15 protein-coding genes are annotated in these 17,410 nt (G+C 67.0%); 11 read left to right on the forward strand and 4 right to left on the reverse strand.

Features of this window, described 5'->3' with window-relative positions; genetic code table 11:
• Nucleotides 1-35 precede the first annotated feature (35 nt).
• Nucleotides 36-911 carry a TIGR01459 family HAD-type hydrolase gene (locus HPT29_RS20020; protein ID WP_173948809.1) on the reverse strand — a complete coding sequence of 292 codons (876 nt, stop codon included), beginning with the start codon at nucleotides 909-911 and terminating at the stop codon, nucleotides 36-38.
• 181 nt (nucleotides 912-1,092) lie between these two features.
• Nucleotides 1,093-2,346 carry an EAL domain-containing protein gene (locus tag HPT29_RS20025; RefSeq protein WP_173948808.1) on the reverse strand — a complete coding sequence of 418 codons (1,254 nt, stop codon included), beginning with the start codon at nucleotides 2,344-2,346 and terminating at the stop codon, nucleotides 1,093-1,095.
• Nucleotides 2,347-2,524: 178 nt separating this feature from the next.
• On the opposite strand from HPT29_RS20025, the gene HPT29_RS20030 reads away from it, so the two are divergent.
• From HPT29_RS20030 to HPT29_RS20060, 7 genes are all read left to right on the forward strand, one after another.
• Complete coding sequence (locus tag HPT29_RS20030) at nucleotides 2,525-2,746, forward strand: heavy-metal-associated domain-containing protein (protein WP_173948807.1); 222 nt, start codon at nucleotides 2,525-2,527, stop codon at nucleotides 2,744-2,746.
• A 103-nt stretch (nucleotides 2,747-2,849) separates the two neighbouring features.
• Nucleotides 2,850-4,199, forward strand: a complete 1,350-nt coding sequence (gene aptA / locus HPT29_RS20035; RefSeq protein WP_210272236.1) for an omega-aminotransferase AptA — start codon at nucleotides 2,850-2,852, stop codon at nucleotides 4,197-4,199.
• An 891-nt stretch (nucleotides 4,200-5,090) separates the two neighbouring features.
• Nucleotides 5,091-6,575, forward strand: coding sequence for a histidine--tRNA ligase (gene hisS, locus HPT29_RS20040; protein WP_173945408.1), 1,485 nt, complete (start codon nucleotides 5,091-5,093; stop codon nucleotides 6,573-6,575).
• Nucleotides 6,576-6,645: 70 nt separating this feature from the next.
• Complete coding sequence (locus HPT29_RS20045; RefSeq protein ID WP_173945409.1) at nucleotides 6,646-7,089, forward strand: hypothetical protein; 444 nt, start codon at nucleotides 6,646-6,648, stop codon at nucleotides 7,087-7,089.
• Nucleotides 7,090-7,275: 186 nt separating this feature from the next.
• Nucleotides 7,276-8,370, forward strand: a complete 1,095-nt coding sequence (locus HPT29_RS20050) for an ATP phosphoribosyltransferase regulatory subunit (protein ID WP_173945410.1) — start codon at nucleotides 7,276-7,278, stop codon at nucleotides 8,368-8,370.
• Entirely contained in the window at nucleotides 8,370-9,344 is a 975-nt protein-coding gene (gene hisG / locus HPT29_RS20055) for an ATP phosphoribosyltransferase (protein WP_173945411.1), read from the forward strand. The genes HPT29_RS20050 and hisG overlap by 1 nt, the downstream gene beginning before the upstream one ends.
• Before the next feature lie 102 nt (nucleotides 9,345-9,446).
• Nucleotides 9,447-9,929 (forward strand): META domain-containing protein, encoded by a 483-nt coding sequence (locus HPT29_RS20060; protein ID WP_173945412.1) that lies wholly within the window; start codon nucleotides 9,447-9,449, stop codon nucleotides 9,927-9,929.
• Between the two features lie 177 nt (nucleotides 9,930-10,106).
• Here the strand turns inward: HPT29_RS20060 and HPT29_RS20065 are convergent, their stop codons facing one another.
• Complete coding sequence (locus HPT29_RS20065) at nucleotides 10,107-12,203, reverse strand: ABC transporter ATP-binding protein/permease (RefSeq protein ID WP_173945413.1); 2,097 nt, start codon at nucleotides 12,201-12,203, stop codon at nucleotides 10,107-10,109.
• A 262-nt stretch (nucleotides 12,204-12,465) separates the two neighbouring features.
• Here HPT29_RS20065 and HPT29_RS20070 point away from each other — a divergent pair, with 262 nt between their 5' ends.
• The 4 genes from HPT29_RS20070 to HPT29_RS20085 all read left to right on the forward strand — a co-directional run bounded on the left by HPT29_RS20070 (nucleotide 12,466) and on the right by HPT29_RS20085 (nucleotide 16,265).
• Nucleotides 12,466-13,560, forward strand: a complete 1,095-nt coding sequence (locus HPT29_RS20070) for a methionine ABC transporter ATP-binding protein (RefSeq protein ID WP_247654245.1) — start codon at nucleotides 12,466-12,468, stop codon at nucleotides 13,558-13,560.
• The gene (locus tag HPT29_RS20075; RefSeq protein WP_173945414.1) at nucleotides 13,550-14,215 is read left to right on the forward strand and encodes a methionine ABC transporter permease; all 666 of its coding nucleotides are present in this window, start codon (nucleotides 13,550-13,552) and stop codon (nucleotides 14,213-14,215) included. Before HPT29_RS20070 ends, HPT29_RS20075 begins: the two co-directional genes overlap by 11 nt.
• 34 nt (nucleotides 14,216-14,249) lie before the next feature.
• On the forward strand, nucleotides 14,250-15,035 hold the full coding sequence (locus HPT29_RS20080; protein ID WP_173945415.1) for a MetQ/NlpA family ABC transporter substrate-binding protein: 786 nt from the start codon (nucleotides 14,250-14,252) through the stop codon (nucleotides 15,033-15,035).
• 201 nt (nucleotides 15,036-15,236) lie between these two features.
• Nucleotides 15,237-16,265 carry an ABC transporter substrate-binding protein gene (locus tag HPT29_RS20085; protein WP_173945416.1) on the forward strand — a complete coding sequence of 343 codons (1,029 nt, stop codon included), beginning with the start codon at nucleotides 15,237-15,239 and terminating at the stop codon, nucleotides 16,263-16,265.
• Between the two features lie 62 nt (nucleotides 16,266-16,327).
• Here the strand turns inward: HPT29_RS20085 and HPT29_RS20090 are convergent, their stop codons facing one another.
• Entirely contained in the window at nucleotides 16,328-17,356 is a 1,029-nt protein-coding gene (locus HPT29_RS20090) for a flavodoxin family protein (RefSeq protein WP_247654246.1), read from the reverse strand.
• Nucleotides 17,357-17,410: the final 54 nt, after the last annotated feature.

The raw sequence follows: 17,410 nt of genomic DNA on the forward strand, positions 1-17,410 counted from the left end.
AGCCTGGTGACGACAGGTTCATGTCCCGTCGCGCGCTACCAGGACAGGACTTCCGTGAAGGCCGTCGGCCGGACAGGCTGACGGTCGACCCAGTCCTGCACGTGGTCGGAGACCAGGCCGCCTGCGTGAAGGCCCAGCTCCTCGGCGTGAATCCCGCGGGCAACCATCAGCGAGTCGATGCCGTAACCCGCCGCGCCCGCGATGTCCGTGCGGATGGCATCGCCGACGGCGAGCACCCTCTCCTTCGGGATGGAACGGCCGGCGAGTTCCGCCCCGACGGCGAGAGCCCGGTCGTAGACGGGACCATGCGGCTTGCCCGCATAGAAGACGTCGCCGCCCATCTCTTCGTACGCGAGAGCGATCGTTCCGGCGCAGGGTAGGATCATGTTGCCGCGCTCGACCACGAGATCGGGATTGGCGCAGACCATGAGCAGGCGTCGGCCGAGCATGGCGTCGAGCTGCGGCCGGTAATCCTCGACCGTCTCCTCCTCGTCGTTGTCGAAGCCCGAGCAGACCACGTAGTCGGCCTCGTCGATGGAGCCGAAGCGGACATCGAGCCCGCCGTAGATCGGCATGTCGCGGGGCGGCCCGATATGGTGGACGATCCTGTCGATGCGCTCCTGGATGGCGAGCCGCGTCAGGTCGCCCGAGGTGACGATGGCGTCATAGGCCGTGCGGGGCACGCCGAAGCCGTCGAGCTGCGTTCCGACCGAAGCCCCCGGCCGGGGCGCGTTGGACACGAGGACGACCCGTCCGCCCTTGGCGCGAAACCGGGTGAGCGCATCGCTGGCCGCCTCGTAGGCCTTGATCCCGTTGTGCAGCACGCCCCAGACGTCGCACAGGACGAGATCGTAGTTTTCGGCGAGAGGCTGCAGGCCCTCGACGTGAACGGGACGGGACGGAGCGGTCATGAGGTCTCCCTGGCACATCGTGCGGAAAAGTGGACCCGGTTTTCTCGCTGACGCGGCCCTCTGGGTCCGCGCCGAACGATGTGCACTTTGATGATCAGCATCGCACCTGAAAGTGGGATGCGCTTTCAGGTGCGATGCTTGTGCTCTGAAACCGGGCGGGTAGGCCCTTGCGCCGCTCAAGTCAACCGGTGCGCCGCAGAAGGGTCGGCGCGGGCTCCAGGCCGAAGGGCTGCGGAGCCGCCTGCTCGCCGGCGATCTCCGGCTTGACCGGGCGCGGAGCCGCGAAGGCGAAGCCCTGTCCCAGCGGCACGCCGAGATCGCAGAGGACCGGGACCATGTCGTCCTGGTCCACCCGCTCGGCGATCAGCCGGATGCCCTGGCGGCGCAGGGACGGGGCGAAGTCGCGCACGTCGAGCTCCGGCCCGGCATAGCGGCCGTCCGTCTGCTCGGCCGCCTTGATCATGAGGTCCGCCGGCAACTTCATGAAGCGGATGCCGAGGTCGCCCAGGGTCACGGGATCGAACCTCAGGTCGGCGGCGCGGTCGAGGGAGAACGGCACGCCCCGCTCGCGCAGAGCGGACAGCGCGGCCCTGTGATCCGCGTCGAGATGGCGCCAGCTGTGCTGAGGCATTTCCAGGACGATCTTGCCGAGCAGATCCGGGCTGGCGTCGACGAGCCCCGCCAGCGACCACAGGAAGCCCGGCTCGGCGACGGCATGGGCCGTCAGGTTCACGCTCACGATGGCCTCGCTGCCGCGGGCGACGAGATGGCGCGCGACCGCCATGGAGCGCATCAGGACCCGGCGGTCGAAATCCGACGCGCGGCCGGAGGCTTCGAGGATGGGCAGGAAGTCCGCCGGTCCGAGGAGCGTCCCATCGGCCAGGCGCAGCCGCGCCAGCGCCTCGTAGAAGCGGATCTTGAGCTGCGGCAGAGACACGACCGGCTGCAGGTGCAGCTCGATCCGGTCGGCCTCGAAGGCCTGGGCCACCAGCCTCATCCGGCTGACCTCTTCGGTCGAGGGGCTGCGCATCGACGGCAGCAGGGACGGTTCGGGGAAGCGGACCACCTGCGCGCGGGCCGGCGGAGGCGGGTCGACCACCGCGTCGGCCGACCGGGCCAGTTCGCGCAGAACGGCCGCCGGGCCGCCCGCCAGCATGGGCGAACGCAGGACCAGAGGCGCCGGCGGAACCTGTCCGTCCGGCGGAGCGGCCGCGAACCGCATGGCCAGCGTCTGCCGCTCCGTTTCCGCCTGCCACCACAGGACCACGAGACCGAAGAAGACGGTCATGACCAGAAAGCCGAAAACCGGCAGGACGAGCCCCGCCTCCATCGGCATGGTGGCCGAGGCGGCTGCCGTCAGGATGGCCGGCGCGAAGGCGAGCAGCGCCGCCTTCCTGTCCCGAAGGACTGAAGTGTTTTTCTTGTTCGTCACCATGGGTGCCCCCGCTCCCCTGGCTCGGCGAATATGCGCGAATCAGTGTGTTAACAGACAATGAATCAGCGCGATTCGCGGGGCAAGTTTCGCTTTCCCGCAATGGACATTTTTACGCAGTCCGGCGTTGCCCGCCCATGATGTCGGCCATCCCGTCAGAGCCGACGAAAGGACCGATCCGATGGAAGAACCGCGCAAGGACCTGCTGATGCAGGTGGATGGAATGACCTGCCAGGGATGCGTCAATTCGGTCACCCGGGCCATCCAGCGCCTCGATCCCGGCGCCAGGGTCGACGTGGACCTCGAGCATGGGCGCGTGCATGTCACCACCACGGCGCAGAGCGTCGAGGTGGCGCGAGCCCTCGACGCCGCCGGCTATGAAGCCCGCGCCATGACCGGCTGAGCCGAGAGCTGCGCCGGGCTCATGGCTCCGCCCAAAGTTCTTTTTGCCGCGCCCGGAAACGGCTGCTAGGTTCCCGATCAGCCAGACATTCTCGGGGACCATGATGACCGCACAGACATCCAGAGCCGCCAACGACCTCATCGCACCCAACGACCTGGATGCCTGGTGGCTTCCGTTCACGGCCAACCGCTCCTTCAAGCAGCGCCCCCGGATGATCGCCCGCGCCAAGGGCATGTACTACTACACCCCCGACGGCCGGGAGGTGATCGACGGCGCCGCCGGCCTCTGGTGCTGCAATGCCGGCCACAACCGCGACGAGATCACGGCGGCCATCCAGGCCCAGGCGCAGGAACTCGACTATTCGCCCGCCTTCCAGTTCGGCCATGCGGGCGGCTTCACCCTGGCCTCGCGCCTCGCCCAGCTCGCGCCGGGCGATCTCAACCACGTCTTCTTCTGCAACTCGGGCTCCGAGGCGGTGGACACGGCGCTCAAGGTGGCGCTGGCCTACTGGAACGCGAAGGGCCAGGGCAGCAAGACGCGCCTCATCGGCCGCGAGCGCGGCTATCATGGCGTCGGCTTCGGCGGCATCTCGGTCGGCGGCATCGTCAAGAACCGCCAGTTCTTCGGCACCCTGCTGGCGGGCGTCGACCATCTGCCCCACACCTACAACCGGGCCGAGCAGGCCTTCTCCCGCGGTGAGCCGGAATGGGGCGCGCATCTGGCCGACGAGCTGGAGCGCATCGTGGCGCTCCACGACGCCTCGACCATCGCGGCCGTAATCGTCGAGCCGATGGCCGGCTCCACGGGCGTGCTGCCGCCGCCGAAGGGCTATCTCAAGCGCCTGCGCGAAATCTGCGACAAGCACGGCATCCTGCTCATCTTCGACGAGGTGATCTCGGGCTTCGGCCGCCTCGGCACGGCCTTCGCGGCCGAGCGCTACGGCGTCATTCCGGACATGATCACCTTCGCCAAGGGGGTGAATTCGGGCACGGTGCCCATGGGCGGCGTGCTGGTGCGCGAGGGTCTCTACAAGACCTTCATGAACGGCCCCGACCATATGATCGAGCTGTTCCACGGCTACACCTATTCGGGCCACCCGCTCGCCTGCGCGGCGGCCCTCGCCACCCAGGACATCTACCGCGACGAGAAGCTGTTCGAGCGCGCCAAGGCCCTGGAGCCGGTCTGGGCCGATGCGATCCATTCGCTGAAGGAGCTGCCGAACGTGCTCGACATCCGCACGATCGGGCTCGTGGGGGCCATCGACCTCGCGTCCCGGCCCGATGCCGTCGGCAAGCGCGCCTTCGAGGCCATGGACCGCGGCTTCCAGGAATACGGCCTGATGATGCGCATCACCGGCGACACCATCGCCCTGTCCCCGCCCCTCATCATCACCGAGGAGCAGATCGGCGAGATCGTCGACAAGCTGACCAAAGTGATCAAGGCGGTCGCCTGATTTCAGCCTTCCTCATGGCCGGCCCCGTGCTGGCCTTGAGCGGTTTTTCTTCTCTGCCGCCGGGCCCTCATCGGCCCTCCTCAGGATGAGGACTATGGGTGTGGGATCGGGGGTCGGTCGAGTACCATCGGGCCTGCACCTCGCCCGTCACCCTCAGCCCGTCCTGACACCCTCCAGGTCATGGCCGGGCTTGTCCCGGCCATCCCGATCATGTGAGGCGCCGTGCCTTACGGATCGAGATCACCGGCCCAAGGCCGGTGATGACGTGGGAGTGGTGGACAGGTGTGGGTGCGATGATGTTCTCACTTTGTTCTTGACACATGCATCAAGCTAAGCTATATCATGGCGCAGATCGGTTCCTTCGAGGGGCGCGCTCGCGAGGCGTCGCAAGTGTGGGAGCCGGCACGGTCCTGCGACAGGCTTCGCACCCCTGGGCGCGCAGGAGGCCGACCTTGGGCTCCGTCCAGCTGGTCCGCCTGAAAAGAACCGTGCGCGACGAGCAGCGTGGCTCTCGCTGATCACCTCAGACATCGAGCCGGGCCGCCACTCGCGCCACCCTCGATCATCCTGCAGGCTCGCAGCGCAAGCTGCGGGCCCGCAGGTGCTGCTCTTTGACATCAGCATCGCCACAGCCGTCCGGCCGCCGCACCGTCATGGCCCGCCCTGTGCCGGCCATCCCGATCCGGAAGAGCGCCGCACCTCAAACAAGCGGGATCACCGGGACAAGCCCGGTGATGACGAGGAGGAGGCGTTCGCGGCGGCCGGTTCACGGGCTCACAGCCGCCATGACCGCCGGACCCGTCCGTCCGGCAAGAGCCCTTGCTCGTGCTCGCTGCAGGGAGTAGTGACCGCAGCACGTTTTCCCCAACCCAACGGCTGCTGTAAGAAACCATGTCCAAGGCCGACAAGATCAAGGCTCGCGCCCCGCGCGGCTTTGCCGATCGCACCCCTGCCGATCTTTCCGCCACCGAGCGCATGCTCGCGGCGATCCGCGATTCCTACGAACTCTACGGCTTCGAGGGCGTCGAGACGCCCTTCGTCGAGTACACCGATGCCCTCGGCAAGTTCCTGCCGGATCAGGACCGACCCAACGAGGGCGTGTTCTCGTTCCAGGACGACGACGAGCAATGGCTGTCCCTGCGCTACGACCTGACGGCACCGCTCGCCCGCTACGTGGCCGAGAACTTCGACGCGCTGCCCAAGCCCTATCGCAGCTACCGGGTCGGCTGGGTGTTCCGCAACGAGAAGCCGGGCCCCGGGCGCTTCCGCCAGTTCATGCAGTTCGACGCCGACACGGTCGGCGCCGCTTCCGTCGCGGCGGATGCCGAGATCTGCATGATGGCCGCCGACACGATGGAGAAGCTCGGGCTCAACCGGGGCGACTTCATCATCAAGATCAACAACCGCAAGGTTCTCGACGGCGTGCTCGAGGCCATCGGCCTCGGCGGCGAGGACAAGGCGGGCCAGCGCCTGACGGTGCTGCGCGCCATCGACAAGCTCGACCGTCTCGGCCCGGAAGGCGTGGGTCAGCTCCTCGGCGCCGGCCGCCGGGACGAGAGCGGCGACTTCACGAAAGGCGCGGGACTCGACCCAGACGCCATCGCCCGCGTGCTCGCGTTCACGGACGCCAAGGGTGCCGACAACGCGACCACGGTCGAGAACCTGCGCAGGGTCGTCGGCACCTCGGACCGCGGCTTGGAAGGCGCGAACGAGCTGGCGGAGATCGCCGCCCTGGTCGCCTCGTCCGGCTACGAGGACCGGGTGACGATCGACCCCTCGGTGGTACGCGGCCTGGAATACTATACGGGCCCGGTCTACGAGGCCGAGCTGACCTTCCAGGTCCAGGACGAGGACGGGCGCCCCGTGCGCTTCGGATCGGTCGGCGGCGGCGGGCGCTATGACGGCCTCGTGGGCCGCTTCCGCTCCGAGCCGGTGCCGGCGACCGGCTTCTCCATCGGGGTCTCCCGCCTCCTCTCGGCCCTGCAGATGGTCGGGAGCCCCATCGTGTCCGGGGCCGAGAAGCCGGGACCGGTCGTGGTGCTCGTCATGGACCGGGACCAGGTCGCCGCCTACCAGCGCATGGTCTCGACCCTGCGCCAGGCAGGTATCCGGGCCGAGCTTTATCTCGGCTCCTCGGGCATGAAGGCGCAGATGAAATATGCCGACCGGCGCCAGAGCCCCTGCGTGGTGATCCAGGGCTCCAACGAGCGCGAGCGCGGCGAGGTCGAGATCAAGGATCTCATCGAAGGCGCCAAGGCGGCCCAGGCCATCGCGTCGAACGAGGAGTGGAAGGCGGCCCGTCCGGCCCAGTTCTCCGTGCCCGAGGCGGATCTCGTCAGGGCGGTGCGCGAGGTTCTCGACCGCCACTTCGGATAAGCTTGGCCTTTCGGGAACCCCTGTGGTTTCATAGGGGTTGTCTCCCAAGCTTGACCATCAGGAGATGAAGATGCCGAAGAACAAGGACAAGAAGAACACCGCGAAAGCGAAGAAGGGTTCAGACAAGAGCGCCGGTGCGAAACTGGCAAAGACGGCCAAGAAGTCCGGCCTCATGGATCTGATCAATACGAATCTCGGCCGCGAGATTCTGGCCGACGCTCTGATCGCCGCCGCCGGCGCCGCTGCCGCCGCCCTGACCAAGACCCGCACGGCCAAGAAGGCCGGCGCCGCCGTGGCCGATGCCGGCTCGCAGGGCGTCGACCTGACCCAGACGGCGGCAGGGGCCGTCGCGGGCGTGGTCACGGAGGCCGCCCGCCACTTCCTGCCCGCCAGCCTCGTCGGCGACGAAGGGGACGAGCAGGAGCCCAAGAAGGTCAAATACGTCCAGCGCTCCAGCGGCACCAGCAAGAGCCGGACCACCAAGGCGAAGACCGACACCGCCGGGAAGCAGTAAGCCCTGGGCCGCCGCGGACCTCATCCCGTCATGGCCGGCCCTGTGCCGGCCATTCCTGTTGGTTGGAGAGAAGCCTACTTCGCATTGGGATCTTCACCTGAGCATTCACCCTTCCCGTCGAAAACAATCGCCTTCCCGGCGCGGCATTGCTAGAGAGCTTGCCGACACAAGGATTGGGCGAAGCGAGTGACGGAGACGGATGCCATTGTCGCGCTGATCGCGCTCTTCGAGCGCGAAGGCTATGCGCGGATCGAGCCGCCGGTGCTGCAGCCGGCGGACGTGTTCATCGACTTGTCCGGCGAGGATATCCGGCGCCGCATGTTCGTGACGCAGGACGCCTCGGGGGCGGAACTATGTCTGCGGCCCGAATACACGATCCCGGTCTGCCTTCAGCACCTCTTCCACCATGGCGCCCAGCCCTCCGGCTATTCCTATGGCGGCCCGGTCTTCCGGATGCGGTCGGGTGAAAGCGGCGAGTTCCTGCAGGCGGGGCTCGAATCCATCGGCCGGACGGATGTCTCGGCCGTCGATGCGGAAATCCTCGCCCTGGCCCTGGACGGGCTCAAGCAGTTCGGCGGCCCCGCCCCCGTGGTCAAGCTGGGCGACATGGGGCTTCTGCATGCGCTGATCGATGCCCTGGGGGTCGCGCCGGCCGCCAAGCGCCGAGTGATCCGCGCCATCGTGTCGGGACAGGGGCTGGCGAGCCTCGGCGAGCCCGACGGACCGGGGGCCCAGGAGCATGCGGGGCTGCTCGCGGCCATCGAGGGGCAGGCTCCCCAAGCGGCCAAGTCCTTCGTGGAGGACATCCTGTCGATCGCCGGGATCGCCCGGGTCGGCGGGCGCAGCGCGGGCGAGATCGCCGAGCGCTTCCTGGCCCGCGCCGCGAACCGGACCGGCCTGGCCGAGGAGGCGCGGCAGATCCTGGAGCGCTATCTCGCCGTTGCGGGCGATCCGGACCACGCGGCTCATGCGGTCAGGAGCCTCGCCAGAGAGGCAGGCCTCGATCTCAACGGCGCGCTCGCGACCTTCGAGGAGCGCACCGGCTTCATGGCCGCGCGCGGGCTCGACGTGAGCGCCTTCTCCTTTTCCGCGACCTTCGCGCGCAATCTCGATTACTACACGGGGTTCATCTTCGAAGTGCAGGATCCGCGCCGCGGCGACGGCAAGCCCGTGGTGGGCGGTGGCCGCTACGACCGCCTGCTCGAACATCTGGGAGCCGAAGCCCCGATCCCGGCGGTGGGCTGCTCGTTCTGGCTCGACCGTATCGTGGGAACACCCTGATGACCGACTCGCCTCTCATCCTGGCCGTTCCCTCCAAGGGACGACTGCAGGAGAACGCCGCCGCGTTCTTCGCCCGCGCCGGCCTCGTCTTCACCCAATCCCGCGGGGCGCGCGACTACCGCGGCACGCTCGCGGGCGTTCCGGACGTCGAGGTCGCGTTCCTGTCGGCGTCCGAGATCGTGAGCCAGCTCGCCAGCGGCACCGCCCATCTCGGCATCACCGGCGAGGATCTGATCCGCGAGCAGATCGCCGACGCGGACGAGGCGGTCGAATTGCTCACCCCGCTCGGCTTCGGCCATGCCAACGTGGTCGTCGCCGTCCCGCAGGCCTGGATCGACGTGCGCACCATGGCCGACCTCGACGAGGTGGCGGCCGATCTACGCGCGCGCCACGGCGACAAGATGCGGGTGGCGACCAAATACGTGAACCTCACCCGCCGCTTCTTCGCCGAGAAGGGCGTGGCGGACTACCGGATCGTCGAGAGCCTCGGCGCCACCGAGGGCGCGCCGGGCGCGGGCTCCGCGGAGCTGATCGTCGACATCACCACGACCGGCGCGACGCTGGCCGCCAATGCCCTCAAAATCCTGGACGACGGCGTGATGCTGCGCTCGGAGGCCAATCTGGTGGCCGCGACCCGCGCCCCCTGGACGGACCGGGCCCGAGCCGCGGCCACGGCCGTGCTGACGCGCATCGCCGCCGAGGAAGAGGCCAGGACGAGCCGCGAGGTGCGGGCGGCGCTCGACCCGGCCCGAAGCGCAGCGCTCGTGGCGCTGACCAAGAACCACGGAGCGTCCCTCCCCTATGGCAACGCTCTCGGCCGCGAGGTCGTGCTGCATTGCCGGGCCGCGACGGTGTTCGAGATCGTGGCGGCCCTCCAGGGCATCGGCGCGCAGGACATCTCGGTTCGGGCGTTCGACTATCTGTTCCGTCCGACCAACGCTCTTACCGAGCGCCTCCTGCGGCGAATTGGCTGAGGCGTGTTTCCTCACGTATGGATAGGACAACATCACCTTGGGCGTTGCCTCGGGGCTCAAGGCCTCCTATGGTCCGGGCGTTTTTTGCGTGAAGAGGTTCCGATGAACGCACTTCGACTTGCGACATTCGTGGTGGCTCTCGCCGCCGTCTCGGGAGCTCATGCCCAGTCGGCAGGGACGACCCTTGGCCGGCCGGTCGGCCCGACGCGCCAAGTGGATCCCAAGGTCCCGCAGCCGGGAGACGGCGGCAAGATCTTCCCCCTGAACTCCTCCTGGGTGGCCGTCAGCCTGAACGGCAAGCCGTTCACTGGAGAGCGTCCGAGCTTCAAGCTCGACGACCAGCTTCGGGCCACAGGCTTCAGCGGCTGCAACACCTATGCGACGGCGGCCTATCCCCTGCGCGAGCAGGGACTGGCCGTCGGGCCCTTCGCCCTGACGAAGAAGAGCTGCGACAAAACCACCATGGCGATCGAGCAGGCCTTCCTGGTAGCGCTCCGCTCCTCCGGCAAGTGGGACATCCAGGGCCGCAACCTGATCATCCAGACCCAGAACGGCGGCCAGCTGGTCCTGGAGCGCTCGCTCTAACCTGTTGCCGGGCGAGAATGAAAAAGGCCGGCGTCGCGCCGGCCTTTTTCGTTTTGCTCGCCGGGAATGCCACCGACGGCGCCATGGCCGGGCCTGTCCCGGCCATCCCGATCCTGTGAAGCGCGGCGCTTCTCCGTTCGGGATCACCGGCACAGCGCCGGTGATGACGGAGAGGGTCTATTCCGCAGGTTCGGCCTGGCGCAGATCGACCGGAGTCGAGAGGCCGCCATCCGACTTCTTCATGTCGATCCGGCGATCGTGATAGGCGGCCAGCGTGGAGCGATGGCCGATGGACACCACCGTCGTGTTCGGCAGCTTGTCCTTGATGATCCGGTAGATCTCGCCCTCCGTGGGCTCGTCGAGCGCGGCGGTCGCCTCGTCGAGGAACAGCCAGTCGGGCTTGGCGAGAAGCGCCCGGGCGACGGCGAGGCGCTGCTGCTCGCCGAGCGACAGGGTCTGGGCCCAGTTGCGGTCGTCGTCGAGACGCTCGGCGATCTGCGGCAGCCGGGCCGAGCGCAAAGCCTCGGCGATCTGGATGTCGTCATAGGCGTCCGCCCGGCTGGGGTAGGTCACAGCCTCACGCAGGGTCCCGATGGGAATGTACGGCCGCTGCGGCAGGAGCATCATGGTCTGCCCTTCGGGGACCAGCACCTGCCCCTCGCCGAAGGGCCAGATGCCCGCGATGGCGCGGAACAGGGTGGACTTGCCGGAGCCCGACGGCCCGGTCATCAGGGTACGCTCGCCCGGATGGAAGGCCAGCTCGTCCGTATGCATGAGAGCGCTGCCGTCGGGCAGCCGCACGTCAAGGTCGTTCAGGCGCAGGTCCCGTCCGGGCGCTTCGGCGACGGCCAGCTTGCTCTCGCCCCCGACGCGCTGGGCCGATGCGATTGCGCCCTCGAAGGTGGTGAGACGGTCGAGCACGGCCTTGTAGTCGGCGAGCGTCGTATAGATCGTGATGAAGTAGGTCAGCGCCGACTCCACCCGCGAGAACGCGCCGACCACCTGCTGCATCTGGCCGAGGGAGATCTTGCCGATGAAGTAATACGGCGCGGTCAGGATGTAGGGCACCACCACGTTGGCCTGGAAATAGGCCGACGTGAAGGTGTTGAGCTTGATGAGGCGGAACACGATCCGCATGTAGTTGTCGACGATCTGACCGAACCGCCGGCCGAGGCCTTCCCGCTCGGCGGTCTCGCCGGACAGGAGCGCGACCTGTTCCGTGTATTCGCGCAGGCGTGCCAGCGAGAAGCGGTAATTCGCCTCCACGCGCTCCTGTTCGAAGTTGAGCGCGATCAGCGGCCGTCCGATGAGATGGGTCACCCAGGTGCCGAGGATCGCATAGGCGGCGCAGACCCAGACCAGCAGACCCGGCACTTCCACGCTCGTCCCCGGGAAGGTGAAGCCGGCCGAGATCGTCCAGAGGATCGCCACGAAGGACACCAGGGTCGCGGCCTGGTTCATCAGGCCGACGGACAGGGAATAGGTGCTCTCGACGAACTTGCGCAGGTCCTCCGAGATGCGCTGGTCCGGGTTGTCCGCGCCGCGGCCCATGATCTGCATCCGGTAATGCGTCCCGTCGCCGAGCCACTCGCGAAGATAGTAGGTGTTGAGAAAGGCTCGCCAGCGGATGGACAGCACGTTCTGCAGCAGCACCTCGGTCAGGGCCATGGCCACGAACACAGCCGCCAGCGGCGTGAAGATGACGAAGAGCTGATACCAGAAGGCTGCTGCATCCTTCGCTTCGAGCGCATTGAACATGTCGCGCGAGAAGAAGCTGAGGCGGACGTTCAGCGCGACCTGGGCGAGGTTGATGGCGATGAGGATCCCGATCATCGCGATGCCGATGGTGCCCTCCCGGGCCCGCACGAGGCCGAGGAAGGGAATGCGGATGACGCTGTCGGCCTGCGAGTCGAGATAAAGGTCGGTGATGCGGCAGATGGTGCGCACGACCGGAACGTAGGACAGGCCGTAGATGATCGCCCCGAAGGCCGTCGCGCCCAGCGCCGCGGAGGGCGGCGGCACGTATCCGGTATAATCGCCCGTGATCAGGCCCGTGGCGGCGCCGACCACCAGCGCCACCAGCACCAGATGGGTCGCCGCAATCATCACGACGAAGATCCGCAGGAAGGTCGGGATGTTCCGCCCTGCGAACACGATCCCGGCCAGGACGAGGCTCGAGAGGGGCAGATAGAACGGAACTCCAGCCGCCCCGGACAGGGAAGCCAGCAGAACGGCCAATCCTACGACTGCCAGCGCAACGCTCGCCTTGATCATACACATCTCCTGCCGAGATCCCGTTCCCGGCTCCGTGGATATCCGAGAAGCCGGATCAATCGGGCTTGTGGCGAAAGAAAGGAGGAACTTCCCTTCTCTCCATGCGATAGCAGCCTTGTGAGAAGTGCAACAGGCACATAAATGGCCAATCGCGTTCGGCAAAAACGGATCGTCCTGTTTAACGAACGAAACAATTGACTTAGAGAACGGGATGTTTCATGTGTCATTTCGACATCCCCGACGTCACTGCAAAGGCGACTTTATGAACGCCCCTCTCGGCTATCTCGGCAGCCAGACTGCCCAGCGCCTGATCCCGGCGGAGCCCATCGTGCGCCTGGAGAAGGTGTCGAAGACGTTTCCCGGACGGGACGGCCAGCCCGTCACGGCCCTTCGTGAGATCAACCTCGCCGTCCCCCAGGGCTCGATCCTCGGCGTCATCGGCCGTTCGGGCGCCGGCAAGTCGACCCTGATCCGCCTGGTGAACGGACTCGAGAAGCCCTCCTCCGGCAAGGTGATCGTCGACGGCGCCGACATCGCAGCCCTGCCCGAAGCCGCGCTTCGTCATGCGCGTCGCTCGATCGGCATGATCTTCCAGCACTTCAACCTGCTCTCCTCGCGCACGGCGGCTCAGAACATCGCCCTGCCGCTGGAGGTCGCCGGCTATGACAAGGCCGAGATCCGGACCCGCGTCGAGGAGCTTCTGGCTCTCGTCGGCCTCTCGGACAAGCGCAACCGCTATCCGTCCGAACTCTCCGGCGGCCAGAAGCAGCGCGTCGGCATCGCCCGCGCGCTCGCCACCAAGCCCAAGGTTCTCCTGTCGGACGAGGCGACTTCGGCGCTCGACCCGGAGACCACCCGGTCGATTCTCGATCTGCTCGGCCGCATCAACGACGAGCTCGGCCTGACCATCCTGCTCATCACCCACGAGATGGCGGTGATCCGCAACATCGCCCGCGAGGTCGCGGTGATCGAAGGCGGGCGCATCGTCGAGCAGGGCGACGTGTTCGAGGTCTTCACCCGGCCGCAGCACGAGGTGACCCGCTCGTTTCTCGCCGACGAGTCCGGCCGCGCCCTGCCGCCCTACGTGCAGAGCAGGCTCCGGCCCGAGGCGACGCCCGGCAGTCAGGCCGTGGTGCGCATCGGCTTCCGCGGCCCCCATGCGACGGATCCGGTCCTCGCGCGGCTCGCCCGCGATCTCGACATCGAGACCAACATCCTGTCGGGCTCCGTCGACGAGATAGCAGGCCGCCCGTTCGGCACCCTCGTGGTCGGCGTGCCCGAGCAATCGCTTGCCACCACCCTCGACTTTCTGAACAAGCACGGTCTCGACACGGAGGTCCTCGGCCATGTCGCCTGAGATGATCCGCCTCATCGCCAATTCCACGGGCGAAACCCTCTACATGGTCGCCGTCTCGGCGCTGATCGCCACGCTCTTCGGCCTGCCGCTCGGCGTGTTCCTCGCCACATCGGGCAAAGGCGAATTGTTCGCCGCCCCCTGGGTCAACCGGGTGCTCGGCGTCATCGTCAACGCCACGCGCTCGACCCCCTTCATTATTCTCGTCGTGGCCATCATCCCGTTCACGCGCCTGATCGCCGGCACCTCCATCGGGACGAACGCCGCCATCGTGCCGCTGACGATCGCCGCGACGCCCTTCATCGCACGCCTCATCGAGGGCGCGATCCGCGAGGTAGACCAGGGCCTGATCGAGGCCGCGCGCGCCTTCGGCGCGAGCCCGATCCAGATCGTGCGCAAGGTGCTGATCCCCGAAGCGCTGCCCGGCATCGTTCTCGGCCTGACGCTGGCCGTCGTGTCGCTGCTGGGCTTCTCGGCCATGGTCGGCGCCGTCGGCGGCGGCGGCCTGGGCGATCTCGGCATCCGCTACGGCTATCAGCGCTTCATGCCGGAGATGATGCTCGCGGTCGTGGTCGTGCTCATCGTGCTGGTCCAGGCGGTGCAGAGCATCGGCGACCGCCTCGCACGCCACCTCAACAAGCGCATCCGCCACGCCTGATCATCAACCAAAACATCGCACAAGGAGTCACCCGATGTCCCTGAAGAAGCTGGGCCTCGCCGCCCTTCTCTCGATTGCTGCCCTGCCGGCTCTGGCGCAGACCCAGACGATCCGCATCGGCGCTACGCCCGGCCCTCATGCGCAGATCCTCGAAGCCGTGAAGCCCATCGCGGCCAAGAAGGGCCTCGATCTCAAGATCGTCGAGTTCTCCGATTACGTGGTGCCGAACACCGCGCTCGCCGGTGGCGACATCGAGGCGAACTCGTTCCAGAACCAGCCCTATCTCGACAACCAGGTGGCCGATCGCGGCTTCAAGATCGAAAGCGTCGCGCTGACCGTGAACTTCCCGATCGGCATCTACTCGAAGAAGCACAAGAGCCTCGACGCCCTGCCGAACGGCGCGACGATCTCGATCCCGAACGACCCGACCAACGGTGGCCGCGCGCTTCTGCTGCTGCAGGACAAGGGCCTGATCAAGCTGAAGGACAATGTCGGCTTCAAGCCGACGCCGATCGACATCACCGACAACCCGAAGAAGATCAAGTTCGTCGAGATCGAAGCCGCCCAGGGACCGCGCGTCCTCGAAGACGTGGACGCGTCCGTCATCAACACCAACTATGCGACCGCAGGCGGCCTCGATCCGGTGAAGGATCCCATCGCCCGGGAGAACCCGAAGGGTCCCTACGTGAACCTCATCGCCGTGCGCAGCGAGGACAAGAACAAGCCGTGGGTGAAGGCTCTCGTCGAGAGCTACCACACGCCCGAGGTGAAGCAGTTCATCGAGGAGAAGTTCAAGGGCTCGGTCCTGACGAGCTGGTAAGCGGCGCAGCTCCACGCATTCGAAGGCCGGGCCTCGTGCCCGGCCTTTCTGTTCGGTCTTCCGCCTGTCGCTCGTGAGCGGAGGCACGGCACTCGACCAAAGCCTCCTTGACAACAAGCCGGCTAAGCTTCCTCATCGCAGGGTCTCTTGACGCACGAGAGGAGCCGGGGCGATCAGCCCGGCATTCCCGGAGGAGGATTCATGCGCCTGTCACTGTTCGGCCTGGCTCTCACGACGACACTCTGCGCCGCTCCGCTGGCCGCTCAGGCTCAGGCGCCGATCACGATCTACTGCTCCATTCTCGAGGAGCAGTGCCGCGTCGGCGTCGCGGCCTTCGAGAAGGCCACGGGCGCGAAGGCCACGATGGTGCGCAAGAGTACCGGCGAAACCCTGGCGCAGATCAGGGCCGAAGCCTCGAATCCGCGCGCCGACGTCTGGTGGGGCGGCCCGGGCGATTCCCACATCCAGGCGGCCGAGGAAGGCCTCACGGTTGCGTACAAGTCGCCGAAGCTGCCGGAGTTGCATGACTGGGCTCAGCGCTTCGCCGAGCAGGCGGGATACCGCGCGACGGGGACCTATCTCGGCGCCCTCGGCATCGGATACAACACGAAAGTGCTGGAAAGCCGTGGCCTGCCCGAGCCGAAATGCTGGGCGGATCTTCTCGATCCGAAATACCGCGACGAGGTGCAGGTGTCCGATCCGAACTCGTCCGGCACCGCCTACGTGTTCCTGGCTTCGCTCGTTCAGCTCATGGGCGAGGACAAGGCCTTCGACTACATGAAAGGCCTGCACAAGAACGTCAATCAATACACCAAGTCGGGCGCCGCTCCGGTCAAGGCCGTGGCGCTGGGAGAGACCGGAATCGCCATTGCCTTCATGCACGACATGGTGACGATGATCGCCGATGGGGCACCGGTGAAAACCCTGGCACCCTGCGAGGGCACCGGCTACGAGACCGGATCCATCTCCGTCGTGAAGGGCGGCAAGAACACGGAAACGGCGCAGGCCTTCGTCGACTGGGCGCTCTCGGCCGACGCCCAGAAGCTCGTCGGCGCGGACCTGAAGATCTATTCCATCGCGTCCAACAAGAACGCTCCCGTTTCGCCGGATGCGCCGAAGCTCTCGGAGATGAAGCTGATCAACTACGACACCGCCAAGTACGGCTCCGTGGCGGAGCGGACGCGCCTGCTCAAGAAGTGGGACGCCGAGGTGAAGTCGGCTCCGAGATAGGCCACGGATCGTCGAGCGCGGTAAGCTGGACCAGGCCCGATCGCCCGGCCTTCGCGCGTGCGCTACTTCTGCCGAGGCTCCTTCAGGTTCTCTCCGGCGGCAACGAGCTTTCCGTCCCGCTTCGCCTTGACGGCTTCGAGCAGGGTCCAGGCGGCGTTGCGCACCTCGTCCTGCACGGCCTGATCCTGGTCGAGCTCCTCATGGCTGGTGGCGTAGGGCTTCCAGTAGCCGATATAGCGATCGAACTCCGCAGCTGCGCCCGCGGGCTCCAGGTCCATGGCGCGCAGCCAGTCGGACAGGCTGCGGCGGACGCTCCCCGCCCCTTCGGCATCGCCGTGGACGATGACGGAGAACTGCCTGCCGGCCAGATGCTTGGGGTAGTCCCAGCCTTTCAGCTCGAGACCCTTGGCGATGTCCGTCTTCTTGCCCTGCGTCGAGGTCGGGTCCGGATTGCCGCCGTCGGCACAGACGAGCCGGTCCATCATCAGCTTCAAGGGCGACGAGACCTGATACCAGTTGACGGGCGTGATGATCATCACCCCATGCGCCTCCACCCATCTGGGATAGATCTCGTTCATCCAGTCGTGCGTCTGGCCGAGAGAGAAGTTGGGATAGCAGGAACAGGGCCAGTGGCACAAAGCGGCCGCCGTCGAGAAACAGGCCTTGCAGGGGTGAATGTGACGGCCGTATTCGGCCGTGAGACGGCTCAGTTCGAGCACCTCGACCTCGGTATTGCCGGCACTGGCCAGGACCTGATGCGCGATCTCCACGAGGCGGTAGCTCTTGGACATCTCGCCGGGGCAGGTGTGCTCGCTGCGTGACGACGCCGAGACGAGAAGGAAGCGGGCGGGACCGGAGCTGCTCTCATGCCGCTCCTGGGCCCGGTCGATCGCATCCTTCGCGGCGATCCAGTCGACCGCGAGATCGTAGTCGGGATCGGCGAAGCCGGGCCCGGCCTTGCGGGTCTTGGGGCTCTTGCGATGATGGCTGTAGGCGTCCCAGGCGGCGTCGGCAACCCGCTGCAGCTCCCCCTCCAGCGCCGCGAAGGCGGGATCCTGAAACTGTTCGAGGAACCGTCGGCGGAACTCCATCTCGTCGAGGGTCGGATCGGGGGTCCCCTTCCGCGCTTCTGGAATGGACAAGGC

This window comes from Microvirga terrae, from assembly GCF_013307435.2.
In the GTDB taxonomy this organism is placed as follows: domain Bacteria; phylum Pseudomonadota; class Alphaproteobacteria; order Rhizobiales; family Beijerinckiaceae; genus Microvirga; species Microvirga terrae.